Genomic DNA, 24,526 nt, shown 5'->3' with positions numbered 1-24,526 from the left:
CGAGCGAAGTCGAGACACCTTGCGCGCGCATCCACGTGTCTCGACTTCGCTCGACACGAACGGCAGGTCAAACAAAGCCACCGTCACCCCGGACTTGATCCGGGTGTGGATTCAACTACCAAGCACAACACAACGCAAAAGGGCGGCAGTTACCTGCCGCCCTTCGCATCTCACGAGGCTGTCAGCGCCGGATCAGGCGCCGCTGACCACCTTGCCGGAGGCCAGCACGGCCCACAACCGGGCCAGCGGCGCGCGCGGGCCGTCGACCTTGGCGAAGGCTGCCTGCGCTTCGGCCGACTTGCCCTGGGCCAGCAGGGCAATGCCCAGCCGCAGGTTGGCGGTCGAAGCATCGACGCCCGGCTTGGCCAGCGCGATGGTGTAAAGATCGACCGCCTTGTCGTTCATGTCATAGCTCAGGAACGTATCGGCAGCGATCGTTGCGGTCCGGGCGGTTGCGTTGGCCGCACGGGCATCGCGTTCCAGACCCGGCAAGGTGGCCTTGTCTGGTGCGACGCGGCGGCTGGCTTCGGCCAGCGCGTCCTTGACGAACGGATCAGTGGCATCAAGCGCCTTTACAGCCAGGCCCTGGTTCACCACCTTGACCACTTCGCCGGGGAACAGCACGCCCGCCTTGCCGACGGCCGACTGCAGGTATTCGATATATTCGCGCTGCACCGACGGGCTGCTGCTTTTCAGCGCGCCTGCGCGGTCGAGCAGACGCGACACGTCGATTGCGTCGTTCGAGCCATAGTTGGCCTTTTCCCGCACGATCTGCGCGGCGCTGATCCAGTTGAATTCACCCGGATAGCTGTCGAGCCGCAGCGTCGCCCAGTCCATCGATTCCGCCGACAGCTTGGCCGAATAGGCCATCTGCACACCGCGATCGAGCCACTCGGCCGGAACCGGCTGACCGGCAGCCTTGGTTTCCAGCACCAGCGCGCGCAGCGTGGTCAGGCCTTCGCTGCGCTGACCGCCATTGTACTGCGCTTCGGCCAGCAGGGTCCTGGCGCTGCTGTCGGTGTACCCGGCGGCAATCGCCGACTTCAGCGACGTCGCCGCACCGGCATAGTCCTTGATGTCGTAAGCCAGACCGCCAACGAAGTAGTGATACTTCGGAATGTTGGCGGCGGGCAGCTTGCCGCTGGCCAGCATGGCGTCGAGGCCCTGGCGTTGCAGCCCCTTGTCCAGCGCGAGATTGCCAACGTCGAGCGCGAACTGGCCCGCGAACAGGCGGTCATCTTCGGTCTGGGTCTTGGTGAAGGCATCGGCCACCACGGCCTTTTCCGCGACCAGCAGGTTGCCCAGATCGGCGACCGACTTGTCATAGGCAGCCTTGGCCGCATCGCGCGCAGACTTGCCCTGCGCCGCGCGATAGGCGTTTTCGGTTGTCGTGACATTGGCCTTCGCCGCGATCACGTCGGGGCGCTTGCCCGCCTTGTCGATCGCATCGCGGGTGGCGATATAGACGGGAGTGAAGGCCTTGGACGGAGCCAGCTTTGGCCCCTTGTCGTCCTTCTTCTTGTCCTTCTTTTCTGCGGCGATCGACGGGCTGGCGATCAGACCGGCACCGGCCACGGTCACCAGCGCAAGCGCAAGCGCATAGGCGGGACGGGTCAGGAACGAGGTGCGGCTCATGGGCATTGCTCTCCTTGGCAACCGGCCTTGCGGACCCTTTCTCCGCAAGCAGCCGGGGCGAAACTTCGAAATTGCTACTGACGGGAAACGGTCCCTTTGGCAACTGCCTGCCGATCTAGATTTCCGCCACTGAACGGTGATTGAATGCAGTTCGTCCCGTTCGTTCAGAAATCTGGCAGAAATCGCGCTGCAAGTGTGGAAAAAAGCGGGCTGCGGCGGGGTTATGGTGGCTATCGCTGCCGCATTGGCCTAGGGCCGGAAGCTTCCGATATTCCCGCCAACAACAGCGATAAAACCGCGTGAGCGAAGACACCGAAATGCCCGAAGCCACTCCGCCCGAGCCGACCGGCCCGCTGGGCGAGTTCCAGCGCGTCGACATCGTCGATGAGATGAAAACGAGCTACCTCGATTACGCGATGAGCGTGATCGTCAGCCGCGCGCTGCCCGATGTGCGCGACGGGTTGAAGCCGGTGCATCGCCGCATCCTGTTCGCCAGCCAGGAAGGCGGCATGGTCGCCGGGCGGCCTTATCGTAAATCGGCCAAGATCGTCGGCGACGTGATGGGCAACTATCACCCGCACGGCGACAGCGCGATCTATGACGCGCTGGCGCGCATGACGCAGGACTGGTCGATGCGCCTGCCGCTGATCGACGGTCAGGGCAACTTCGGCTCGATGGACCCCGATCCGCCGGCCTCGATGCGCTACACCGAAGCACGGCTGGCCAAGGTGACCAACTCGCTGCTCGACGATCTCGACAAGGATACGGTCGATTTCGTCGACAACTATGACGGTTCGCGCAAGGAACCGTCGGTCCTCCCGGCACGCTTCCCCAACCTGCTGGTCAACGGCGCGGGCGGGATCGCGGTCGGCATGGCCACCAACATTCCGCCGCACAACCTGGGCGAAGTGATCGGCGGCTGTCTGGCCTATATGGACAACCCGGCGATCACGACCGAGGAACTGATCCAGTATATCCCGGCGCCCGATTTCCCCACGGCCCCGCTAATCCTGGGCACGCACGGCGCGCGCTCGGCCTATCTGACCGGGCGCGGTTCGGTGATCATGCGCTGCCGCCACGAGATCGAGGAAGGCCGGGGTGACCGCCGCTCGATCGTGCTGACCTCGATGCCCTATCAGGTCGGCAAGTCGGGCCTGGTCGAAAAGATCGCCGAAGCCGCCAAGGACAAGCGGATCGAGGGCATTTCCGACATCCGCGACGAATCCAGCCGGATGGGCGTGCGCGTGGTGATGGACCTCAAGCGCGATGCCACGCCGGAAGTCGTGCTCAACCAGCTGTGGCGCAACACGCCCGCGCAATCGAACTTTCCCGCGAACATGCTGGCGATCCGGGGTGGCCGCCCCGAAACGCTGGCGCTGCGCGATATCATCGCCGCGTTCATCACCTTCCGCGAGGAAGTGATTACCCGCCGCACCAAGTTTGAACTGAACAAGGCGCGTGACCGGGCGCATATCTTGCTGGGGCTGGTGATCGCGGTCACCAATCTGGACGAAGTGGTGCGGATCATCCGCGCCGCGCCGAACCCGGCCGCCGCGCGCGCCGCGCTGCTGGTGCGCGAATGGCCGATTGGCGACATCGCCCAGTATATCCAGCTGGTCGAAGCGATTGAGCCGAACGCCGATCAGGAAGGCGGCACCTACCGCCTGTCTGAAATGCAGGTCCGGGCCATTCTGGAACTGCGCCTGCACCGCCTGACCGCGCTCGGCCGGGATGAGATCGGCGACGAACTGAAAATCCTCGCCGCCGCGATCGAAGGCTATCTTGCCATTCTGAGCGACCGGGCAAAGCTTTATGCCGTGATGCGCGAAGAACTCGTCACGATCCGCGATGCCTATGCCACGCCGCGCGTGTCGCAGATCACCGCTGCGGCGGACGGGATCGACGATGAAGACCTGATCGAGCGCGAAGACATGGTCGTGACCGTCACCATGGACGGCTATATCAAGCGCACCCCGCTTTCCACCTTCCGCGCGCAGAACCGGGGCGGCAAGGGCCGCGCGGGCATGGCGACGAAGGATGAGGACGTGGTCACGACCATGTTCGTCACCTCGACGCACAGCCCGGTGCTGTTCTTCTCCACTGCGGGCAAGGTCTACCGCCTGAAAGTCTGGCGTTTGCCTGAAGGCGGCCCGGCCACGCGCGGCCGGCCGATCGTCAACCTGCTGCCGGCGCTGGACAAGGATGAAACCATCCAGACCGTCCTGCCGCTGCCAGAGGATGAAGCGGACTGGGGCAAGCTGTCGGTCGTGTTTGCCACGGCCAAGGGCAACGTCCGCCGCAACAGCATGGATTCGTTCGCGAATATCCCCAGCAATGGCAAGTTCGCGATGCGGTTTGAGGATGACAGCCCGGACCGCCTGATTGGCGTGGCGCTGCTGGAATCGACCGACGACGTGCTGCTCGCCACCCGCGCAGGCAAGGCCATCCGCTTTGCCGCCGATGAAGTGCGCGAATTCACCAGCCGCACCTCCACCGGCGTACGCGGCATGACGCTGAAAGGTGACGACGAGGTTATCAGCCTGTCGATCCTCCACCGCGTCGGCACCAGTTCCGAAGAGCGTGAGGAATACGTCAGGTTCGCGCCGTGGAAGCCCGACCGCGAGGGTGAGCATTCACTCTCCGCCGAACGCTTCATCGAGATGCAGGAACGCGAACAGTTCATCCTGACGGTCTGTGCCAACGGTTATGGCAAGCTGTCATCGGCCTATGAATATCGGCGCACGGGCCGCGGTGGTCAGGGCATCACCAATATCGACAACATCGCCCGCAACGGCCCGGTGCTGGCGAGCTTCCCGGCGGTTCAGGCCGACCAGCTGATGCTGGTGACCAATCAGGCCAAGCTGATCCGTCTGCCGCTCAGCTCGCTGCGCGTCATCGGGCGCGGCAGTGCGGGCGTGCGGTTGTTCAACGTGGCCGATGACGAAGCCGTGGTCAGCGCAGTCCGCCTCGCCGAGGCCGAAGCTGAGGACGACGCGGGCGAAGAAGCGGTCGTGGATGCGCCGGTGCCAGATGGCCCGGACAGCCCGGACAATCCAGTCGGCCCGGACAGTCCAGACGGCGACGCGGACTGATGGCGCTGCGGGTCGAACCTTCCGGTCAGGCGTGCGGCGCGCGCGTGACCGGGGTTGACCTGTCGCAGCCACTGGAACCGGGCACCGTCGCAGCAATCCGCAGGGCGTGGCTGGAACACCACGTGCTGGCCTTCCCCGACCAGCAGATCGGCGACGATGATCTGGAACGCTTCACGCTGGCGTTCGGCGGGTTCGGGGACGATCCGTTCTTTGCCCCGATCCCCGGCCGTCAGCACATTGCCGCGATCCGGCGCGAGGCGGATGAACAGTCACCGCTGTTCGCCGAAAACTGGCACGCGGACTGGAGCTTTCAGGCCCGCCCGCCGGCTGGCACCTGCCTGATGGCGGTCGATATTCCCCCGGTTGGCGGGGATACGCTGTTTGCCAACCAGCACATGGCGTGGGACGCGCTGACCGGCGAGCAGCAGGCCCGTTATGCCGATCTGGTCGCGGTCCATTCCGCCCGCCTGCCTTACGCCCCGGACGGCACCTATGGCGCGCGCGATGCGGGCCGCAGCATGGACATTCGCCCCAGCGAGGCGGCGCTCGCCACCCAGACCCATCCGCTGGTCCCGGCCCATCCCGAAACCGGGCGGCGGGGGTTCTATTCGACGCTGGGCTATATCATCGCGATCGAGGGACTGGCGCAGGACGCCGCCATCGCGCTGCTGATGGACTTGCAGACCTGGCAGGGCGATGACCGCTTCGTCTATCGCCACCACTGGGAGCCGGGGATGCTGGTGATGTGGGACAACCGCTCTGTCCTGCACCGCGCGACCGGCGGCTATGCTGGCCACCGCCGCGAACTGCACCGCACCACTATTGCGGCGTGGAGCGGCTCCTGAGTTCGCCGATCACCCCGGTGCAGATCAGGAACTGCCCGAAGTAATAGAGCGGCCAGATCAGCAGCCCCGGCAGCGGACTGGATGCGAGCGGTCCCAGCTCTGCGAAAATCAGCAAGTCCGACACGGCGAACATCACCGCGCCGATTCCCACCCGGTAGCGCGGGAAGCTGCTCGTCCACGCCGCCGCCGTCATCGCCGCCAGCCCCAGTGCATAGAGCGCGATGCCCGGTGCGGCCGCGCGGTCGGCGGGCAGCAGGAAACTGATCGCCGGGATCAGGACCAGAAATGCCGCCGCCGCCGCGTTCTGGCTGAAACTGGTCGCCACCCGGCGGTGCTGCCAATAGAGCCGGATCGCGATCAGGTGCCCGATCAGGAACGCCACCGCCCCGGCCTCCAGCATCAGTTCGATCAGCACATCGCCCAGCGCGCCAAACGCCATGACCGCCGCAATTGTCCGCGAATCCGCGCCCTTGTGCCGCGCCAGTGCATAGACGGCGAGCAGGGCCACCCCTGCCCCCTTCCACGCCATCTGATACAGCCCCGGCAGGTCCGAATCCTTCACGAACCAGAAACTGATCCCGGCGGCCAGACTGGCCAGCAGCCAGGGGCGTTTCTCGATCAAGGCGCGATGCGGCATGGCTGGTTCCCCCCGGACTTAAGACTGACCACGCTGCTTGGCGCTGTAATTTCGCCCGCGCAAGCGTTAGTGGGGGGCGCATGGCATATGACATTCACATCATCGGCGGCGGACTGGCCGGCAGCGAAGCGGCCTGGCAACTGGCGAAACGCGGGCTGAAAGTGCGCCTGTCGGAAATGCGCGGCAGCGGCGACATGAGCCCCGCGCACCAGACCACGGGGCTGGCCGAACTGGTCTGCTCCAACAGTTTCCGCTCCGACGATCATGAAAAGAACGCGGTCGGGCTGCTCCACCACGAGATGCGCCAGCTCGATTCGCTGGTGATGGCAGCGGCGGCCAAGGCCGAGGTTCCCGCCGGGTCGGCGCTCGCCGTGGACCGCGACGTGTTTTCCGCCGAAGTCGAGGCCGCGCTCGCCGCGCAGCCGACGCTGGAGGTGGTGCGCGAACGGATCGACACTCTGCCCGCCGCTGGCCTGACCATCATCGCCACCGGGCCGCTCACCGCCGCCGCGCTGGCGGGCAGCATCGGGCAGGCAACCGGCGCGGACAGCCTGGCGTTCTTCGATGCGATCGCGCCGATCGTCTACCGCGACAGCATCGACATGGACATCTGCTGGATGGCCAGCCGCTGGGATAAGGGCGAGACCAAGGATTACATCAATTGCCCGATGACCAGGGAGCAGTATCTGGCCTTTCACGCCGGGCTGATGGCCGGTGAAAAGACTGAATTCCGCGAATGGGAGGCCAATACCCCCTATTTCGAAGGCTGCATGCCGATCGAGGTGATGGCCGAACGCGGGGTCGATACGCTGCGGTTCGGGCCGATGAAGCCGGTCGGGCTGGACAACCCGCACGAGGCGACGCCCGAATTTCCGGGCGGGCGCTGGCCCCATGCCGTGGTCCAGCTGCGCCAGGACAACAAGCTGGGCACGATCTGGAACATGGTCGGCTTCCAGACCAAGCTGAAGCACGCCGAGCAGGTCCGCCTGTTCCGCACCATTCCGGGGCTTGAGAACGCCGAGTTCGCGCGGCTGGGCGGGCTGCATCGCAACACGTTCCTGAACTCGCCCGAGTTGCTGGACCGCCAGCTACGCCTTAAATCCGCGCCGCATATCCGTTTTGCCGGACAAGTGACGGGCTGCGAAGGCTATGTCGAAAGCTCGGCCGTAGGGCTGATGGCGGGCCTGATGGCGGCGGCCGAAATCTCCGGAACCCCGTGGACCCCGCCGCCCCGCACCACCGCGCTGGGCGCGCTGCTGTCACACATCACCGGCGATGCCGAGGCGGACAGCTATCAGCCGATGAACATCAACTTCGGCCTGTTCCCGCCGCCCCCGGCAGAAGTGAAAAAGAAACAGCGCAAGGAAGCCTACACCGCCCGCGCCAAGCAGGATCTGGCGGGGTGGCTGACAGCGGTGTGATGGCCCGCCACCCCGCGCACGAAGACCAGCGGGATCCCGGATCAAGTCCGGGGTGACCGGGCTGGGAAAGGCAGGCCTAACAGCGGCAGGCGGGCTTTTTCGGTTGCCTGGGCCGGGTTTTGACAAACTCCTGCCGGGTCAGCTGGCTGTCCCCATTGGCGTCCGCGCCCTTGAAGCGGTTGGAGGTCGCCACCGCCCATTCTTCAAAGCTGAGCAGGTTGTTGCCATCGGTATCGAGCTTGCGGAACGCGGCGACGCGCGGCATCAGGGCTTCGTTGCGGCTGACCAGATTGTCACGGTTGCGGTCCAGCCGGTTGAAGCGTTTTTCCTCGCGCGTGTCCTCGTCCACGTGCGGCAGCGCCGGGCCGATCAGCCCTTCGCCGTCCTCCTCCGGAAGTTCATCGAATGCCGGCCGCTCGTCCACTTCGGCCACGGTTGGCGGCAGCGGAGCGGCGGCTTCGGTCGCGGCCTGGCCCTGCCACCAGAACAATCCGGCCCCGGCCATCAACAGCGCGGAAACCGCCCCCAGGATCACACGGTTCATCCAGCCGACCTCCCTATCCTAAAAACCCGACAACCCGATCCGCGTGGCGACAAGCAGCGCCCCCGGTCCCGCCAGCAGCGGCCCCTGCCCGCGTTCGCGCCGGGCCAGCCCGTGCAGCACCTGCAAGGGCCGCAACCGGCGCGGCAGGGCAATGCGCGCCCAGTCCTGCCGGGCGGCCAAATCCAGCGCGGCGGCGCGTTCTTCGGCCTGCCCCAGCTTGGCGGCAAGATCGGCCAGCGCCCAGCCGCGCGCCGCGCGCTCCGCCGCTGGTGCGGCGGCGGGTTCACCGATGTGGCGGGCGAGTGCGGCAAAGGCCGCGCCGCGCCCATCGGCAAAGCATTCCAGCGCGCCGGACGGCAGCGGCGAATCACCCAGCAACTGTTCCCAGCCATCGACCATCCGCCCCAGCGCCGCGCCTTCCGCCGCCAGCGGGGCCAGCATCGCCAGCAGCGGCTCCCCGGCAGGCCGATCCGCCGCGTCCTTTGCCAGCTGCTCCCGCCACCAGGCCAGCTTGATCTGGGCCAGCACCGGCTCCCGCCCGCCGCGCACGGTGGCAGCCAGCCGCGCATCGAGCAAAAAAAGCGCCAGCATTAAGGGTTTGTCCGGGTTGCGCGCATAGGCCAGCGCCAACCGCTGTTCGGTGGGGATTGCTTCAAGAAGGGCGGAATCGGCCATGGTTGCGCGGGTCACGCTACACCCCCATCCAGCGGATGCAAAGCGCTGCAACGCTTGGAAAACCAGCGAAAAGTAACGCGCCGTTTACCCTGTTGCTTCAAGGAGCGGATACTACGCTGGTGTATCGCCTGTGCGTTGAAGAACTTTTTTGGGGGCACCATGCTCGACTCGATCCGACGTCAGATGCGCCGCCTGCGCGGTGGCACCAGCGGTAATGCGACACTGCTGTTCGCATTGGGCCTGCCCGCCATGATCGGTGGCTCCGGGCTGGCTGTGGATACCGCCCAGTGGTACATGTGGAAGCGTGAATTGCAGTTCGCGGTCGATCAGGCCGCGCTGGCCGGTGCCTGGGCGCGTACCCAGACCGCATCGAAGGACCTCTACGCCGCCCGCGCCCGTCAGGAGTTCACGTCCAACCTTTCCGCGACCAAAGATCATGTCAGTACGCCGGAAGTGTCGCTGGCGAACTATTCCGGCGGCAGTGGCAACAGCGTTACCGTTTCGGCGGAAGTGACGCGGACGCTACCTTTTTCCAGCTTCATGACCGGTCGGTCGGTGACGGTGGGCGCCTATGCCCAGGCGGCCTATTCCGAGGGTGCCAGCTTCACCAGTTGTCTGGTGGCGGTCGACGAAGACGATGACGGTGCGATCACGGTGAGCGGCACATCGGTTCTGACCGCTGGCTGCGGAATGGCGGCGTTATCCACGTCCGATCAGGCAATCATTATCAACGGTAACCCGGAAATCAACGCAGGCTGGGTTCTGTCGCGTGGCGGTATCGACGATTGGTTCGATAACAACACCGATGACGAAGTGCATGAATATCTGGAAGGGTTGCAGGACCCGTTCAAAACCCTGACCGCGCCCAATCCGGTGGAGAGCCGCACTGCCCGCACCTACAACTGCGTCAAGGGCAGCAAGACCACGCGCGCCAACGTCGCAAAGGACAACAGCACGACTTACACCTATTGGAAGGGCGCAGATTACGAAACGGCGACCCAGACCAATTACAACAAGCAGAAGAACCCCAGCACTTCGTCAACGTCGCAAACCTACACGATCGTTTCCAACGAGACGGTCGAAGGCATCGTCGTGACTACCACCGTGGTCTGGACTGCCGTCAACGGCAGTTCCAGCAATACCACCTGGGAAAAGGCAACGACCGTTACCACGACCAATTATACCAACGTCACATCAACCACGACGCCCGATCTGGCGACGACCGTCCCCGGCACGTATTCCGGCGGCATCAAGGTCGACTGCACAACGATCTTTGCGCCGGGCGTCTATGTCATCGATGGCGGTGGTCTGGAAATCAGCGGGCAGTATGAAGTGACCGGCGCGGGCGTGATGTTCGTGCTTAAGAACGGCGCCCATCTGAAAATCAACGGCGGATCGAAAGTCAGCCTGACTGCCATCCAGGCGTCGGACCTGATCGCGCGCGGGATCGCCGAAGCCGAGGCCAACAAGCTGGCCGGGATGCTGGTGTTCGAGGATCGCAATTCAAGCGGCACCAACCAGAACCGCCTGAATGGCAACGCCGAGACTGTGCTCAACGGTACGATCTATCTGTCGAAAAGCGGCATCGACTTCTCCGGCACGGCCAGCGTGACCAGCCAATGCCTGATGATTGCAGCAGCCACGATCACGATCACCGGTACGGCCAACATGACGACGTTCTGCCCCGCCGGCATGACCGAGGATTCGGTGGTGGCGAACGAGATCAGCAAAGTGAAGCTGGTGGTATGATGCGCCGGCACCATGCAGTCCGCCGGTTGGCGGGCGAAACGGCCGGGGTGATGGCGATCGAGACGGCGTTGATCGCGCCAGTGATCGTGCTGCTCAGCCTGGGCGCCTTCCAGATCAGCAGCATGGTGGCCCGACAGAGCGAACTGCAGGGCGCTGTCGCCGAAGCGCAGGCCATCGCACTGGCCGTGGATCCGGATACTTCGGAGAAGCGCCAGACCTTGCGTGAAGTAATCATGGCATCGGCCAATCTGGAAGCGGACAAAGTGAGCGTAGCCGCCGTTTACCGCTGCAACGACAGCGCCGCCTATGTCACTGCGGTCAGTGAGTGCGCGGCGAACGCCAAAGTCACCAGTTACGTCAAAATCACTATCACAGACGAATACGAACCTATCTGGACAAAGTTTGGCATCAAGAACTCGATCGACTTCAACATAGAACGATACGTTCTGTTCAAACAGGCGACCAACCCGGCATGAAGTGCTATCTGATTCAGCTTTGGCGCAAACAAGATGGCGGTGTTGTCGTTGAATTTGCATTGATTGCGCCAGCCTTTCTGGCCATGATATTTGCTGTCCTGCAATTTGGCATCGGCATGCAGAACTATAACGCGCTGCGCAGTGCTTCGGCCGATGTCACGCGTTATGCCGTGGTCAACTATCAATCCGCTAACCGGCTGAGCGATACACAGCTGCAGGCATATGCCCGCAGCGTGGCAATCCGCAGTCCTTACGGCCTGAGAACATCGCAGCTTGATGTGACCATTGCCGATGCCGCTGACCAACGTGTCGCGGGAGCCACGGAGAAAACGCTGACCCTGACATACCGAATTCCATCAATGCTGAAACTGATCGGGGTCGAGGCCATTCCCATAACCTACTCGCGCCCGGTTTTCCTGATTGAAAGCTGATCGCAACCCCGGCTGAAAGTCATGGAAGTTTGGCAATTTAAATTCCCTTGTAGAATTTATTAACCACGTTCCTTCGGCGCTTCATCATAGCCGTCGGCTATGGGAATATCCTGATATTACTGCAACATGGGCGAAACTGATGGATCGTAGCCGTCATACCCAGCCCCTCCACGAGCACCACGCACTGCTTCGCCGCCTGGCCAGCGATGCAAGCGGCAACACGCTGGCGATGATCGCGGCGGGGGTGGTGCCGTTGCTGGCGATGGTCGGCGGCGGGGTGGACATGGGCCGGTCATACCTCGCCCAGTCGCGTCTTCAGCAAGCCTGCGATTCCGGGGTGCTGGCCGCCCGCAAGAAGCTGGGTTCGGATATCATCATCACCGGCGAACTGCCGCCAGTGGTGAGCGATGTCGGGATGATCTGGGGAGGCCGCTTGCTGTCCGGCAGCGGGATCTTTGCGGCCGACAACCAGGACGTCGCAGGCAAGCCGACCGCGCGCCACATGATTTTCCTGACCGACGGGGAAACGCAGGCGCTGGATGTGACCTATGGCGCGTACGGCGTCGAACCGCTCGACCGGCGGCGGTGGGATCCGGCCGCGCCGAAGCTGGGCCTGAGCCTGACCGGGGTGGTCGAACGCCGCTTTGCCGCAGCGTGCAACGAAGTGAAAAAGAAGAACATTACTGTCTGGGTGATCGGGTTCGGCACGTCGCTCAACCCGATCATGACTGAGTGCGCCGGTCCTGGCCGATCGTTCGAAGCAGCTAATTCTGCCGAGCTTAGCGAAGTTTTCAGCAAAATCGCGGAATCTCTGGGTGACCTGAGGATTTCGAAATGACCCGACGCGCCATTATCGCCCAGCTTTCACGCCTGAAAAGCGACGATACCGGCGCGACCATTGTCGAATTTGCGCTGGTTTCGCCGGTGCTGATGCTCTTGCTGATGGGCCTGTTTGATCTGGCCTACAACATGTACACCAACGAGATGCTGAACGGCGCGGTTCAGCAGGCCGCGCGCAATGCGACGGTCGAAGGGGCGGCGGGCCGTCAGCAGGAAATCGACGCCGGCGTAACGCGCGCCATCCGGGCGGTCGCGCCCGGGGCTACCATGACCTTCAACCGCCGGTTCTATGCCGGGTTCTCCGACGTCAACCGCCCGGAAGACTGGGATGATATCGACGGCAACGGCACGTGCGACAATGGCGAGCTGTTCGAAGATGCGAACGGCAACGGGATCTGGGACGCCAACGCCGGGGCCGACGGGATCGGCGGCGCGCGCGATGCCGTGCTGTACAGCGTGACGATCGACTATCCCCGGATGTTCCCGGTCTACAGCTTCCTGCCGGGGCAATCGAACACCTTCTCGCTCACCGCCAACACCGTCCTGCGCAACCAGCCGTTCGGTGCACAGCAGGTCAGCCAAAATCCGACGACCGGGAACTGCACCGCATGACCTTGCGCAAACTCATCAGCCGACTGCGCGACACCTCCGGCGTCGCGATGACCGAATTTGCACTGGGCGCACCGTTCCTGCTGATGGCCGGGCTGTGGGGTGCGGAAACCGCCAACTATGCGCTGGTCAACATGAAGATGTCGCAGCTGGCCATTCATCTGGCCGACAACGCCTCACGCGTGGGGGACACATCGACCCTGCAGAACCGCAAGGTCTATGAAAGCGACATCAATGACGTGATCTATGGCGCGCAGTTGCAAGCCGGATCGCTGGACATCTATGGACGCGGGCGCGTGATGATTTCCAGCTTGCAGGTCGAAGATGGCACCGACAACCAGTACATCAAATGGCAGCGCTGCCGGGGGGCGATGGAAGCCGGGTCCAGTTACGGCGACGAAGGCGACGGGCTGGACGGCTCGATGGATGGCATGGGACCGGCCGGAGCCGAAGTGATCGCCCAGACCGGCGATGCGGTGATCTTTGTTGAACTGGTCTACAACTACCGCCCGGTTGTGTCCGACCGGTTCATCGGCAACCGCGAAATCCGGGCGATTGCCTCGTTCACGGTGCGCGACAAGCGCGATCTGACGCAGATCTACCAGCGCGATCCGGATTCGCCGGATCAGGTCCAGACCTGCAGCACGTTCCGCGGACAAGCCGTGCTGTCATCCAACGGGAAGCTGACCTGAGGCCAACTTCCCGTGAACCTCAACGATAGCAGACCTTGCGCACGGCGGCAGCGATCCGGCCTGCGTCGATGATCGCGGCCTTTTCCAGGTTCGCGGCATAAGGCAGCGGCACATCTTCATCGCACACCCGCAGCACCGGCGCATCAAGAAGGTCGAACCCGTCTTCCATGCACAGCGCCATGATTTCGGATGAAATCGAGCACTGCGGCCAGCCTTCCTCTGCCACCACCAGCCGGTTGGTCTTGGCGAGCGAGGTCAGCACCGCTTCACGGTCCAGCGGGCGCAGCGTGCGCAGATCGAGCACTTCGGCATCGATCCCTTCGGCCGCCAGCGATTCTGCCGCTTCGAGCGCCAGCCCGACCCCGATGGAGTAGCTGACGATGGTCACATCGCTGCCTTCGCGCATGATCCGGGCCTTGCCGATCGGCAGGACATGGTCGTCCAGTTCCGGCAACTCGAAGCTGCGGCCATAGACCAGCTCGTTTTCCAGGAACACGACCGGGTCTTCGCTGCGGATCGCGGCCTTGAGCAGGCCCTTGGCATCGGCCGCGTCATAGGGGGCGATCACCACCAGACCGGGGACGCTGGCGTACCACGGGCCATAGTTCTGGCTGTGCTGCGCGCCGACGCGGCTGGCCGCACCGTTGGGGCCGCGAAACACCACCGGACAGCGCATCTGGCCGCCCGACATATAGTTGGTCTTGGCCGCCGAATTGATGATGTGGTCAATCGCCTGCATGGCGAAGTTGAACGTCATGAACTCCACGATCGGGCGCAAGCCCCCCATCGCCGCGCCGGTGCCGATCCCGGCAAAGCCGTATTCGGTAATCGGCGTGTCGATCACGCGCTTCGGTCCGAACTCTTCGAGCAGGCCCTGGGTCACCTTGTAGGCACCCTGGTATTCGGCCACTTCCTCGCCCATCACGAACACGCGGGGATCGCGGCGCATTTCTTCGGCCATCGCATCGCGCAGCGCTTCGCGGACGGTCGAGGTTTTCATGTTGGTGCCGGTGGGAACGGCCGGATCGGCCGGGCGCGGCGCAGACACCGGGCGTTCAGCGCGCTGCGCCCCCGCGGAGGCGGGGGCCTCGGCCGGAGTGGCAGCGACCGGTGTTTCCTGGCCTGAGACCCCCGCCTCCGCGGGGGCACCGTCGCCGCCGATCACCGCGATGACCGTGCCGACTTTTACGCCTTCGGTGCCTTCGGCAATCAGGATCTGGCCGATCACACCTTCATCGACGGCTTCGAATTCCATAGTTGCCTTGTCAGTTTCGATTTCCGCCAGGATATCGCCCGACTTCACCTCGTCGCCGACCTTGACCAGCCACTTGGCCAGCGTGCCTTCTTCCATGGTGGGGGAAAGCGCGGGCATTTTCAGTTCGATCGCCATCAGTAGCTCTCCACCAGCACGTCAGTGTAGAGTTCAGGCATTTCGGGCTCCGGCGAATTTTCTGCAAAATCAGCAGCTTCGGCCACAACGGCGCGAATCCGCTTGTCGATCTCCTTGATCCGGTCCTCGGCAATGCCGCGCGCCAGCAGTTCGGCCTTGGCGCGTTCGATCGGATCGTGATTGTCGCGCATTTCCTGCACTTCCTCGCGGCTGCGGTATTTCGCCGGGTCCGACATGGAATGGCCGCGATAACGATAGGTCTGGAGTTCCATCAGCACCGGCCCGTTGCCGCCGCGCACGTATTCCAGCGCGATGTTGGCGGCCTGGCGCACTTCCAGCACGTCCATCCCGTTGACCGACATCCCCGGAATGCGGAACGCGGTGCCGCGCCGGTAGAAGTGCGTTTCCGCCGAACCGCGCTTCACCGCCGTACCCATCGCATAGCCGTTGTTTTCGACCACGAAGATGATCGGCAGGTTCCACAGCGAGGCCATGTTGAACGCTTCGTAGACCTGGCCCTGGTTGGCCGCGCCATCCCCGAAATAGGCCAGGCAGACGCCGCCATCCTCGTTATACTTGTGGGCGAACGCCAGCCCCGCGCCCAGCGGCACTTGCGCACCGACGATGCCGTGGCCGCCGTAAAACTTATGCTCGGTCGAGAACATGTGCATCGACCCGCCCTTGCCGCGCGAAATGCCCGCCGCACGCCCGGTCAGTTCCGCCATGATGACTTTCGGATCGATCCCGTAAGCCAGCATGTGGCCGTGATCGCGGTAGCCGGTAATCACGCTGTCCTTGCCGGGAGCCAGCGCCGATTGCAGCCCCACCGCGACCGCTTCCTGACCGATGTAAAGATGGCAGAAGCCCCCGATCAGGCCAAGGCCATAAAGTTGGCCCGCACGTTCTTCAAACCGGCGGATCAGCACCATCTGTTCGTAGAAATGCAGCAGATCATCATCGCTGGCAGCGTAACGCTTGTCCGCTTCGTGCGCGTCTTGCAGACTGCGCAGCGCGAAGTTTTCGTCGCTGGCACCGGCCTTGGCTGGTGTGGCGGCGGCGGATTTTGGGCGGCTTGAAGCAGGCTTTGCCAAAGTCAGGTCCCCTGGGGAGTGGTCCAATGGATTGGCCTATAGGGGCAAGCCGCCGCAAGGGAAACCGTCCCATACGTATTTTGTGATGGAATTACCGGACATCCGTTGTCGGGACATCCGCCAGCCGGACAGGCCGCGCTGCTTAATCGAGCAGCATCACCATTTCGTCCGGATGCACAACATTGAGATTGCTGCGCAGCAATTCCCCGGCGATATCGGGATCGACCTGCCGGGGATCGAGCAGCGCCACGCGGTTGCGCAGTTCCTGCCGTTCAACCTGCAAGTGGGCCAGTTCCTTTTGCCGTTCGGCCAGCAACCGGTTATTCTCGCTCCACGCCAGCAGCCCGCTTGGCCCGGCGATGGCCAGTGCGCCCATCAGCAGCAGGCATGTCAGTGCCAACGCCTGAGGCAGGCTTTTGCCGATAAGTTTCGGATCATTTCGGGCACTGCGCATACCCTTAAGAATCACAGTTAACCGCGGGTTTCAAGCGTTAATCGCATAAATTGTCATAATCGCTGCAATCCGGATCAATTCGCCGAGTTAGTTCGGGCGCTGGCACACCGCGCCGGATGCTTCCAGACCGGCCAGTTCAGCCGCGTCCAGCGCCAGCCAGTCGCCCAGCACGGCGCGGCTGTGTTCGCCCACGCGCGGCGGGCTGTGGCGATAGTCGGCCGGGGTTTCACCCAGCTTGCCGGGGAACGCCACGGTCGGCACTTCCACCCCGTCTTCGCGAACAAAGCGGTGGACCACCTGCCGTGCGGCGATGAACGGATCGGCGAACACTTCGGTCACGGTGTTGACCGGCCCGGTCGGCACGTTGACCCGCGCCAGCCGCGCGAGCAGATCGTCACGGACCTCGCCGCGCACCATGTCGCGCATGGTCTGTTCCAGCAGGTCGCGGTTGATCACGCGGTCGCGCGCCAGCACAAAGCGCGGGTCCTCGGCCAGATCGGGCCGCCCCAGCTCGATGCAGAACGCGCGGAACTGGCTGTCATTGCCGATCGCGATCAGCAGCACCCCGTCGGCGCAATCGAACGTGGTATAGGGGACCACGGTGGGGTGGCGGTTGCCCAGGCGGCGCGGTTCACTGCCGTCGACCAGATGGGTCGAACCCTGGTTGGCCAGCATCGCGATCTGGGTGTCGAGCAGCGAGATGTCGATCTGCTGGCCCTCGCCCGTGCGCTCGGCATGGCGCAGCGCCATCAGGATGGAAATCGCCGCCATGTTCCCGGTCGACAGGTCGGCCATCGCCACCCCGGCCTTCAGCGGCCCGCCGCCTTCCTCGCCAGTGATCGCCATGAACCCGCCCATGCCCTGCGCCAGCACGTCATAGCCGGGGCGGCTGGCGTAAGGGCCGGTCTGGCCGAACCCGGTGATCGAGCAATAGACCATGCGCGGGTTGATCGCGCGCAGGGTATCGTAATCCAGCCCGTACTTCTTCAGCCCGCCAACCTTGAAGTTTTCCACCACGATGTCGGCCTCTGCCGCCAACTTGCGGATCAGCGCGGCCCCGTCCGGGTTGGCCAGATCAATCGCGATCGACCGCTTGTTGCGGTTGCAGCACAGGTAATAGGCGCTTTCCTGCGGATCGTCCGAGCCATCGGGCAGTTTCAGGAACGGCGGCCCCCAGCCGCGCGTATCATCGCCCTTGCCCGGCAGTTCGACCTTGATCACGTCCGCGCCGAAATCGGCCAGGATCTGGGTGGCCCACGGTCCGGCCAGCACGCGTGAGAGGTCCAGCACTTTCACCCCGTCCAGCGCCCGCCGGGGCGATGCCGCATTGCCTGTCATGCTGTCTTGCTCTCTGCCGTTACCATTCGCCCTGCCGATAGCGAGGCCGCGCCTGCCCGACAAAGGGAAATCCCGGCAGATGCCGATTGCATTGGAACGGCTTTGGAACATATAGTGAACGAACTTCGCGATTCGGACCTTATGTGATTGATGTGCCCCCGCCTGATATATCCCTTCCCCTGCCCGAAAAGGCTGCGCGCCAGCGCTGGCCGACCGGCGTGACCACGCTTGATGCCGCGCTGGGCGGCGGGCTGGCGGCGGGGCGGATCCATGAAATCCATGCCGCCGACCCGGACGATGCCGCCAGCGCCGGGGGCTTTGCCGCGCTGCTCGCCGCCGGAGTGGTGGGCCGGGGCAAGCCGCTGGTCTGGCTGCGCGAACGCGGCGCGGTGCGCGCCAGCGGGATCATCCAGGCCGAAGGCTTGCTGGAACTGTGCGGCACGTTGCCGCGCGATTGCCTGTTCGTGCTGGCCGACGATGCGCCCGCGCTGCTGCGGGCCGGGCACGATGCGCTGCGCTGCGCCGATCTGGGCGTGGTCCTGCTCGAAGCGCGCGGCCCCATGCCCCGGCTGGACCTCACCGCCAGCCGCCGCCTGCTGCTGGCGGCAGAACGGTCGGGCGTGACGCTGCTGCTGCTGCGGATCGGGGCGCAGCCTGTGCCCAGCGCTGCGGATACCCGCTGGTCGGTCAGCGCCGCCCCATCGCGCAGCCTGCCCGCCAATGCCCCCGGCGCGCCGACTTTCGACCTTGCCCTGCTGCGCCAGCGCGCAGGCCCGTCAGGCCTGAGCTGGCGGCTGGAGTGGAACCGTGACCAACGCATTTTCCAGGACGCGGCGCTATCTGGCGCTGTGGTTCCCGTTCCTGCCGACCGACCGGCTGCGGGCGGAACGGTCGTCCACCTGCCCGCGCTCCCCACCGCTGCCTGATACCCCACTGGTGCTCCACGCCCGGCGAGGCAGCGCGCTGCGGCTGGTGGCGGTCGATGCGGCGGCGGCGCGGCTGGGGCTGGTCGGCGGCATGACGCTGGCCGATGCCCGCGCGCGCCACCCCGATCTGGCCGCGCAGGAGCACGACGCCGCCGCCGATGCCGTCTGGCTCGAACAACTGGGGCAGGACTGCATCCGCTTCACCCCGCACGTGACGCTGCTGGTGCCGGATGGGATCGGCCTCGACATCACCGGCACCGCCCACTTGTTCGGGGATGAGGCCGCGCTGGCGGAGCGGGTGGAGGATCACTGCGCCGCGCTGGGCCTGACGTCACGCAGCGCCTGCGCCGGAACGCTGGCGGCGGCGCGCGCGCTCGCCCGCCATGCCCGCCTGCCGGTGAGCGACGAGGCCGCCGCGATCCGCGCGCTGCCGGTCAGCGCGCTGGGGCTGGACGCGGAGGCGACCCGCGCCTGCCTGCGCGCCGGGCTGAAGACCGTGGGCGATCTCGCCGCCCGCCCCGCCGCGACCATCGCCGCGCGGTTCGGCATGGCCGCCGTCACCGCGCTGCACCGCCTGAGCGGGGACGAACAGGCCCCCAGCGCGCCCTTGCAAGTCGAAACGCCGCTGCACTTCACCCGCCGCTTTGCGGAACCCATCGCCCATCAGGCCAGCATCGCCGCCGCGCTGGCCGAATTGCTGGACCGGGCAGTGGCCAGCTTGCGCGAACGCGGCCAAGGCGGGCGGGCGTTCCGGCTGGAACTGCACCGCAGCGACGGCGCGGTCCACGCGCTGGACATCGCCGCCGCCGCGCCGACCCGCGATCCGGCGCGCATCCAGCGCCTGTTCGCGGAACGGATCGGCGCGCTGGCCGACCCGCTCGACCCGGGCTTCGGCTATGACAGCATCACGCTGGCCGTCCCGGCGGCGCAGCGGCTCGACGCGGCCCAGAGCGCCTTTGCCGATGCGGGCGAAGGCGACCCCGCGTCGGCGCTGGCCGAACTGGTCGAACAGCTCAGCACCCGGCTTGGCCCCGGCCGCATCCGGCGGCTGATCGCGCAGGACAGCCACATTCCAGAGCAGGCGCAAGCGGCCCTGCCCGCGCTTACCCACCCTGCCGCACCGCTGCGCCTGCCTGCGCCCGCGCCGGGCGAACCGCCGCTGCGCCCGCTGCTGCTGTTCGATCCGCCGCAGCCGGTGGAGGTCATCGCCGAAGTGCCGGACGGCCCGCCGCTGCGCTTCCGCTGGCGGCGCAAGCTGCTCGACGTGCGGCTCTATGAAGGGCCGGAGCGGATCGCGGCGGAATGGTGGCGGCGGCGCGGCGGCGAGGCACCCGGCGGCGGCGGGCTGACCCGCGATTACTACCGCGTGGAGGACCAGCGCGGGCGGCGGTTCTGGATCTTCCGCCACGGGCTTTACGGCGAACGCGCCGGTCCGCGCTGGTTCCTGCACGGGCTGTTCGCCTGATGCCCCAGCCCACTTCTGCCCCCGCGCCCGTCTTCGCCGAACTGATCGCGGCAACCAACTACAGCTTCCTGCGCGGCGCCTCGCACCCGGCAGAGATGGTCGCGCGGGCGCATGCTCTGGGGCTGGCGGGGATCGGGATCGCGGACCGCAACACGGTCGCCGGGGTGGTCCGCGCGCACACCGCCTGGCGCGAACTGGGCGGCGCGGGGGGCGGGTTCCGGCTGGCGGTCGGCGCGCGGCTGGTGTTTGCCGATGGCACGCCCGATGTGGTCGCCTATCCCGCCACCCGCACCGGCTGGGGGCGGCTGACCCGGCTGCTGACCCTGGGCAACCGCCGCGCCGAAAAGGGCGATTGCATCCTCCATCTGGATGACTTGTGCGAGTATGCGCAGGACCTGCTGCTGATCGCCACCGGCGGCGACGCGGCGTTGCTGGGCCGCCTGCGCGAAGTCTGCCCGGATGCCGTCTGGCTGGCCGCGACGATGCCGCGCCGGGGCCGCGACGCGCGCCTGCTGGCCGCGCGGCAGGCGCTGGCGGATGCGTCGGGGGTGCCCTTGCTCGCCACCACCGACGCGCTCTATGCCAGCCCGGACGCGCGCCAGCTGCACGATATCCTGACCTGCATCCGCGAAGGCACGGCGATCCACACCGCAGGCAAACGGCTGGAAGCGAACGCCGAACGGCACCTGAAGTCCCCCGCCGAACTCGCCCGCCTGTTCCGCGCCTGCCCCGCCGCGCTCACCGCCAGCACCGATCTGCTGGGGCGGATCGACTTCACGCTGGATCAGCTGCGCTATGAATACCCGCGCGAGCCGGTGCCCGATGGCCGCGATCCGCACGACTGGCTGGAACAGCTGGCGCATGAGGCCGCCGCGCGCCGCTTTCCGGACGGCCTCCCCCCCGCCTACCGCGCGACGCTGGACGAGGAATTCCGCCTGATCCGGTCGCGCAGCTATGCCAGCTATTTCCTGACCGTCCATGACCTCGTCCACTATGCCCGCAGCCTCGATCCGCCAATCCTGTGCCAGGGCCGGGGCAGCGCGGCCAATTCGCTGGTCTGCTATCTGCTGGGCATTACCTCGGTCGATCCGGTCCGCGAAACGCTGCTGTTCTCACGCTTTCTGTCGGAAGAGCGCGACGAGCCGCCCGATATCGACGTCGATTTCGAGCATGAACGGCGCGAGGAGGTGATCCAGTACATCTATCGCCGCTATGGCCGCGAACGCGCCGGGATCGCCGCGACGGTGATCCATTACCGCCCGCGCAGCACCGTGCGCGAAGTGGGCAAGGCGCTGGGCCTGACCGAGGACGTCACCGCCCGCCTGACTTCCACCGTCTGGGGCCAGTATGACCGCGCCGTGCGCGAGGACCGCATGGCCGAGGCCGGGTTCGATCCCGCCAACCCGCAGATCGCCCGGCTGGCCGCGCTGGTCGAGCGGCTGTTGTGCTTTCCCCGGCACCTGTCGCAGCACGTCGGCGGCTTCGTGCTGACCGAAGGGCGGCTGGACGAACTGGTCCCGATCCACAACGCCGCGATGCCGGACCGGACCTTCATCGAATGGGACAAGGACGATATCGACGCGCTGGGGCTGATGAAGGTCGATGTCCTCGCGCTCGGCATGCTGACCTGCATCCGCAAGAGCTTCGACCTGCTCCGCGCCGAGGGGCTGGGCGACCACGATTTGCAGAACGTGCCGCTGGAAGACCCGGAAACCTACGCCATGCTGCGCCGGGCGGACAGCATCGGCACCTTTCAGGTCGAAAGCCGCGCGCAGATCAACATGCTCCCCCGGATGCGCCCGCGCCGGTTCTATGATCTGGTGATCCAGGTGGCGATTGTCCGCCCCGGCCCGATCCAGGGCGGCATGGTCCACCCCTATCTGCGCCGCCGCAATGGCGAGGAAACGCCCGACTACCCCTCGCCCGCGCCGCCCCACGATCCGCACGAATTGCGCGATGTGCTGGAAAAGACGCTGGGCGTGCCGCTGTTTCAGGAACAGGCGATGAAGCTGGCGATTGTCGCGGCGGAGTTTACCCCGGCCCAGGCCGACGGGCTGCGCCGGGCGATGGCGACGTTCCGCAATGTCGGCACAATGCACCGCTATCAGGAACAGCTGGTCGGCGGGATGACCGCGCGCGGCTATGCCCCCGACTTCGCGGAGCGCTGCTTTGAGCAGATCAAGGGCTTCGGCGAATACGGCTTTCCCGAAAGCCACGCGCAGGCGTTTGCCTGGCTGACCTATGTCTCGTCCTGGCTGAAGTGCCACCATCCGGCGATCTTCACGTGCGCGCTGCTCAATTCGCAGCCGATGGGGTTCTATGCCCCGGCGCAGCTGGTCCGCGACCTTTGCGAGCACGGGGTCGCCGTGCGCGCCGCCGATGTCTGCGCCAGCGCGTGGGACTGCACGGTGGAGCCGCACGGCAATGCGCTCGCGCTGCGGCTGGGGCTGCGCCAGATCGGCGGCTTCCGGGAAAGCTGGGCGGCGGCGATTGCCGAGGCGCGCGCCGCCGCGCCGTTCGGCTCGGTCGAGGAACTGGCCCGCCGCGCCGCCCTGCCCCCGCCCGCGCTGCGCAAGCTGGCCGATGCCGATGCGCTTGGCTCGCTGGGCAAGTCCCGGCGCGAGGCCTTGTGGGAGGTGCGCCGCACCCCGCCGGATCAGCTCCCGCTGTTCGCGTTCGCGCAGGCCGCCGAACTGGGCGAGGAAGCCGACGCTGCCCTGCCCGCGATGCCGCTGGCCGAGGAAGTCGTGGCCGATTACCAGACCACCCGGCTGTCGCTGAAAGCCCACCCGATGCAGTTCCTGCGCGCGCGGCTGGCGGCGGACGGCGTGCTCAGCTGCGCGGATGCCAATGCCGCGTCGGACGGGCGCAAGGTGACGGTCGCCGGGATCGTGCTGATCCGCCAGCGCCCCGGCAAGGGCAACGCGGTGTTCATCACGATCGAGGATGAAACCGGCGTGGTCAACGCCCTGCTCTGGACCCGCGACATGGAAAGCCAGCGCGCGGCGGTGATGGGCGCGCGGATGATGCGGATCGACGGCGAAATCCAGCGCAGCAAGGAGGACGTGGTCCACCTGATGGCGCAGCGGATCACCGATGCCTCCGCGCTGCTCGACCGCCTGTCCGATCCGGACACTGCTGAACCGGACCGCGCGCGCGCGGTGCGAACGCGCGGCCACCCCCGCAACGCGCGGATCCTGCCGCGCTCACGCGATTTTCATTAGGCCGCGTTTGCTCAGGATTGCTCGCGCGCGAGCCGTTCCTGCCGTTCGAGATCGGTTTCGGTCTGGACGAAGCTGTTCGACGTCACCTTCAGCCAGATCAGGATCGGCGCAGCCATGTAGACCGAGCTGTAGGTGCCCACGAAAATGCCCAGCGTGATCGCTGCGGTGAACCCGAAGATCACGTTCGGGCCGAGGAACAGCAGCGCCATCAGCGTGATGAGCAGCGAAACCGTGGTCACGATCGTCCGGCTGAGCGTTTCGTTGACCGACAGGTCGAGCAGCTCCGCCATCGGCATCCGCCGATACTTCTTCAGGTTCTCACGGATCCGGTCATAGACCACGATGGTATCGTTCAGCGAATAGCCGATCAGTGTCAGGATCGCAGCGACGATATTGAGATCGAACTCCATCTGGGTCAGCGCGAACAGTCCCAGCGTGATCGTTACGTCGTGGACCAGACTGAACAACGCGCCCACCCCGAACTGCCATTCGAACCGCACCCAGATATAGATCGAGATCGCGACCATCGCCGCGAACAGCGCCTGCATCCCGGTCTTGAACAATTCGCCCGAAACCTTGCCCGAGACCGAATCCACCCCGTCGATCCGGGCATCGGGATGCGCGGCGGAAATCGTGGCGGTAATCTTGCGGGTCATCGCGTCAGCCAGGCTGGCATCGGCATCCGATCCTTCGGGCAGCTTCATGCGCACCGAAATCTCGTTCGGTTTGCCGAACTGCTGGATGATCGGTTCCCCGTAACCCAGCGCGCCGACCTGTCCGCGCAGTTCCGCCACGGGGGCGGCGGCGCTTTGGGTAAAGGTCACGCGGATCATCTGGCCGCCGACGAAATCGACGCCGAAATTGAGGCCCTTGGTGAACACCAGGAACAGCGATGCCGCCATCAGCACCGCGCTCATCGCATAGAACGCGTTGCTCCAGCGCAGGAACTTGATGTTGGTGTTGTCAGGGACAAGCTTGAGCAGTTTCATCGA

21 protein-coding genes are annotated in these 24,526 nt (G+C 65.6%); 12 read left to right on the top strand and 9 right to left on the bottom strand.

Translation table 11 applies throughout. The features are described from left to right. Window positions 1-192: 192 nt before the first annotated feature. Window positions 193-1,635, bottom strand: coding sequence for a hypothetical protein (locus Q8Q53_RS09940; RefSeq protein WP_305701613.1), 1,443 nt, complete (start codon window positions 1,633-1,635; stop codon window positions 193-195). A gap of 317 nt (window positions 1,636-1,952) precedes the next feature. On the opposite strand from Q8Q53_RS09940, the gene gyrA reads away from it, so the two are divergent. Continuing rightward, window positions 1,953-4,727 carry a DNA gyrase subunit A gene (gyrA, locus tag Q8Q53_RS09935; protein ID WP_305701616.1) on the top strand — a complete coding sequence of 925 codons (2,775 nt, stop codon included), beginning with the start codon at window positions 1,953-1,955 and terminating at the stop codon, window positions 4,725-4,727. Continuing rightward, window positions 4,727-5,572 (top strand): TauD/TfdA family dioxygenase, encoded by an 846-nt coding sequence (locus Q8Q53_RS09930; RefSeq protein WP_305701612.1) that lies wholly within the window; start codon window positions 4,727-4,729, stop codon window positions 5,570-5,572. The genes gyrA and Q8Q53_RS09930 overlap by 1 nt, the downstream gene beginning before the upstream one ends. Here the strand turns inward: Q8Q53_RS09930 and Q8Q53_RS09925 are convergent. Beyond that, complete coding sequence (locus Q8Q53_RS09925) at window positions 5,547-6,209, bottom strand: lysoplasmalogenase (protein WP_305701611.1); 663 nt, start codon at window positions 6,207-6,209, stop codon at window positions 5,547-5,549. The two genes, Q8Q53_RS09930 and Q8Q53_RS09925, sit on opposite strands and share 26 nt — an antisense overlap. An 80-nt stretch (window positions 6,210-6,289) precedes the next feature. On the opposite strand from Q8Q53_RS09925, the gene trmFO reads away from it, so the two are divergent. Continuing rightward, window positions 6,290-7,630 (top strand): methylenetetrahydrofolate--tRNA-(uracil(54)-C(5))-methyltransferase (FADH(2)-oxidizing) TrmFO, encoded by a 1,341-nt coding sequence (gene trmFO / locus Q8Q53_RS09920; protein WP_305701610.1) that lies wholly within the window; start codon window positions 6,290-6,292, stop codon window positions 7,628-7,630. 76 nt (window positions 7,631-7,706) lie between these two features. On the opposite strand, the gene Q8Q53_RS09915 is transcribed toward trmFO, so the two are convergent. Together Q8Q53_RS09915 and Q8Q53_RS09910 are read right to left on the bottom strand one after the other, a co-directional pair. Then, window positions 7,707-8,174, bottom strand: a complete 468-nt coding sequence (locus tag Q8Q53_RS09915) for a hypothetical protein (RefSeq protein WP_305701609.1) — start codon at window positions 8,172-8,174, stop codon at window positions 7,707-7,709. Between the two features lie 18 nt (window positions 8,175-8,192). Next, on the bottom strand, window positions 8,193-8,864 hold the full coding sequence (locus Q8Q53_RS09910) for a hypothetical protein (RefSeq protein WP_305701608.1): 672 nt from the start codon (window positions 8,862-8,864) through the stop codon (window positions 8,193-8,195). A gap of 144 nt (window positions 8,865-9,008) precedes the next feature. On the opposite strand from Q8Q53_RS09910, the gene Q8Q53_RS09905 reads away from it, so the two are divergent. The 6 genes from Q8Q53_RS09905 (at window position 9,009) to Q8Q53_RS09880 (ending at window position 13,646) form a co-directional block, all read left to right on the top strand. Beyond that, on the top strand, window positions 9,009-10,598 hold the full coding sequence (locus Q8Q53_RS09905) for a TadE/TadG family type IV pilus assembly protein (RefSeq protein ID WP_305701607.1): 1,590 nt from the start codon (window positions 9,009-9,011) through the stop codon (window positions 10,596-10,598). Between the two features lie 50 nt (window positions 10,599-10,648). Beyond that, complete coding sequence (locus Q8Q53_RS09900) at window positions 10,649-11,074, top strand: TadE/TadG family type IV pilus assembly protein (RefSeq protein WP_305701606.1); 426 nt, start codon at window positions 10,649-10,651, stop codon at window positions 11,072-11,074. After that, window positions 11,071-11,505 carry a TadE/TadG family type IV pilus assembly protein gene (locus Q8Q53_RS09895; RefSeq protein WP_305701605.1) on the top strand — a complete coding sequence of 145 codons (435 nt, stop codon included), beginning with the start codon at window positions 11,071-11,073 and terminating at the stop codon, window positions 11,503-11,505. The genes Q8Q53_RS09900 and Q8Q53_RS09895 overlap by 4 nt, the downstream gene beginning before the upstream one ends. 139 nt (window positions 11,506-11,644) lie before the next feature. Continuing rightward, complete coding sequence (locus tag Q8Q53_RS09890; protein WP_305701604.1) at window positions 11,645-12,343, top strand: TadE/TadG family type IV pilus assembly protein; 699 nt, start codon at window positions 11,645-11,647, stop codon at window positions 12,341-12,343. Next, entirely contained in the window at window positions 12,340-12,957 is a 618-nt protein-coding gene (locus tag Q8Q53_RS09885; protein ID WP_305701603.1) for a TadE/TadG family type IV pilus assembly protein, read from the top strand. The genes Q8Q53_RS09890 and Q8Q53_RS09885 overlap by 4 nt, the downstream gene beginning before the upstream one ends. Beyond that, window positions 12,954-13,646, top strand: a complete 693-nt coding sequence (locus Q8Q53_RS09880) for a TadE/TadG family type IV pilus assembly protein (RefSeq protein WP_305701602.1) — start codon at window positions 12,954-12,956, stop codon at window positions 13,644-13,646. Before Q8Q53_RS09885 ends, Q8Q53_RS09880 begins: the two co-directional genes overlap by 4 nt. Window positions 13,647-13,665: 19 nt before the next feature. Here the strand turns inward: Q8Q53_RS09880 and Q8Q53_RS09875 are convergent, their stop codons facing one another. From Q8Q53_RS09875 to Q8Q53_RS09860, 4 genes are all read right to left on the bottom strand, one after another. Continuing rightward, on the bottom strand, window positions 13,666-15,036 hold the full coding sequence (locus Q8Q53_RS09875) for a pyruvate dehydrogenase complex E1 component subunit beta (RefSeq protein WP_305701601.1): 1,371 nt from the start codon (window positions 15,034-15,036) through the stop codon (window positions 13,666-13,668). Beyond that, window positions 15,036-16,127: a pyruvate dehydrogenase (acetyl-transferring) E1 component subunit alpha gene (pdhA, locus tag Q8Q53_RS09870; protein WP_305701600.1), complete on the bottom strand. Its 1,092-nt coding sequence runs from the start codon at window positions 16,125-16,127 to the stop codon at window positions 15,036-15,038. Before pdhA ends, Q8Q53_RS09875 begins: the two co-directional genes overlap by 1 nt. 142 nt (window positions 16,128-16,269) lie before the next feature. Continuing rightward, window positions 16,270-16,581: a septum formation initiator family protein gene (locus Q8Q53_RS09865; protein ID WP_305701599.1), complete on the bottom strand. Its 312-nt coding sequence runs from the start codon at window positions 16,579-16,581 to the stop codon at window positions 16,270-16,272. Window positions 16,582-16,668: 87 nt separating this feature from the next. Then, window positions 16,669-17,919, bottom strand: coding sequence for a CaiB/BaiF CoA-transferase family protein (locus Q8Q53_RS09860; RefSeq protein WP_305701598.1), 1,251 nt, complete (start codon window positions 17,917-17,919; stop codon window positions 16,669-16,671). A 143-nt stretch (window positions 17,920-18,062) separates the two neighbouring features. On the opposite strand from Q8Q53_RS09860, the gene Q8Q53_RS09855 reads away from it, so the two are divergent. Genes Q8Q53_RS09855 through Q8Q53_RS09845 form a run of 3 tightly spaced genes read left to right on the top strand, consistent with a single transcriptional unit; the run spans window position 18,063 to window position 23,534 of the window. Further along, window positions 18,063-18,845 carry an ImuA family protein gene (locus Q8Q53_RS09855; protein ID WP_305701597.1) on the top strand — a complete coding sequence of 261 codons (783 nt, stop codon included), beginning with the start codon at window positions 18,063-18,065 and terminating at the stop codon, window positions 18,843-18,845. Then, the gene (locus Q8Q53_RS09850) at window positions 18,727-20,310 is read left to right on the top strand and encodes a DNA polymerase Y family protein (RefSeq protein WP_305701596.1); all 1,584 of its coding nucleotides are present in this window, start codon (window positions 18,727-18,729) and stop codon (window positions 20,308-20,310) included. The genes Q8Q53_RS09855 and Q8Q53_RS09850 overlap by 119 nt, the downstream gene beginning before the upstream one ends. Further along, on the top strand, window positions 20,310-23,534 hold the full coding sequence (locus Q8Q53_RS09845) for an error-prone DNA polymerase (protein WP_305701595.1): 3,225 nt from the start codon (window positions 20,310-20,312) through the stop codon (window positions 23,532-23,534). The genes Q8Q53_RS09850 and Q8Q53_RS09845 overlap by 1 nt, the downstream gene beginning before the upstream one ends. Before the next feature lie 11 nt (window positions 23,535-23,545). Here the strand turns inward: Q8Q53_RS09845 and secF are convergent, their stop codons facing one another. Next, window positions 23,546-24,523, bottom strand: coding sequence for a protein translocase subunit SecF (secF, locus tag Q8Q53_RS09840; RefSeq protein ID WP_305701594.1), 978 nt, complete (start codon window positions 24,521-24,523; stop codon window positions 23,546-23,548). Window positions 24,524-24,526: the final 3 nt, after the last annotated feature.

The organism is Novosphingobium sp. (assembly GCF_030699305.1).
Classification (GTDB): domain Bacteria; phylum Pseudomonadota; class Alphaproteobacteria; order Sphingomonadales; family Sphingomonadaceae; genus Novosphingobium.
The sequence above is the reverse complement of the archived record's forward strand: the minus strand, read 5'-3'. Positions and strand labels throughout refer to the sequence as shown.